Genomic DNA, 877 nt, shown 5'->3' with positions numbered 1-877 from the left:
ATGACCATTTTCATGATGAACAGTGTCTATGCCATTCAATATAAGTTTGTTGCCATGGATAATTCTATTTACACAAAAATGTGCGTGCTTGCCGGTAACAATGAACAAAAGGCACTAAAAACAGCGTTGAGACGGCATGAACATAGTCCAAGATCTCTGGCAAATACTACATTTTGCAATGGTCTAATCATCGCAAATTTCGCTTACAAATATCAAGCGAATATGACTTATGACTACTTAAAAAAATATACCCATAGTCGACATGTAGATAAAGCAACTAAAGTTTCCATTCAGGATGTTATCACTCGTACAACAGAGAATAAATCAACGGAAGAAATTATTTTAGTTTATGTTGGTTATTGATTATAAGTAATTATTTATCTGGGAAAACATCCATTTTGGTAATGCTTTTATCTGCAATGTTAACGCTTAGTGGCTGTTTTCTTTCTTAGCTTTCTTATGATGACTGTAAGGGTTAAGAACATCTACTCACAGAATATGCAGACGAACAGTTACCCCCGTTATGTGCACTTCCAAAAAGCCGCCAATTAGGTGGCCTTTTTTTAAAAATATTTTGGAATAATTATACTGTAAATATTCATTGCGATGTGTTGATAATATAAGCCCCTTAATAAAGGATATTTTTCCTATACAGTAGTTACTAACAACGTCTTCTTTTAGACTAATCAGAAGTAAGAAGACCTCCCTCGTTGCTAACGCCCACCTCATTGGTGAAGCAGCCGTTAGAGCTTTAAAGCCTAACAACTATTGTGGTATCACTAGCCTTTAGCCAGTGACTGTAATAGCTTAAATCAAGTGCTATCAGGGGCGGTTCATTACCAAACACCAGCAGACTGACAGCGACTTTTAACAATCT

1 protein-coding gene is annotated in these 877 nt (G+C 35.9%); it reads left to right on the top strand.

The genetic code is table 11. The features are described from left to right. A partial coding sequence (locus ASU03_RS07590) for a DUF3718 domain-containing protein (RefSeq protein ID WP_057831272.1) occupies nucleotides 1-363 on the top strand: 363 nt, incomplete at its 5' end. Nucleotides 364-877 lie beyond the last annotated feature (514 nt).

This window comes from Colwellia sp. TT2012, assembly GCF_001440345.1.
Classification (GTDB): Bacteria; Pseudomonadota; Gammaproteobacteria; order Enterobacterales; family Alteromonadaceae; genus Colwellia.
Note: the sequence above shows the minus strand (reverse complement) of the source record. Positions and strands in the feature narration are given on the sequence as shown.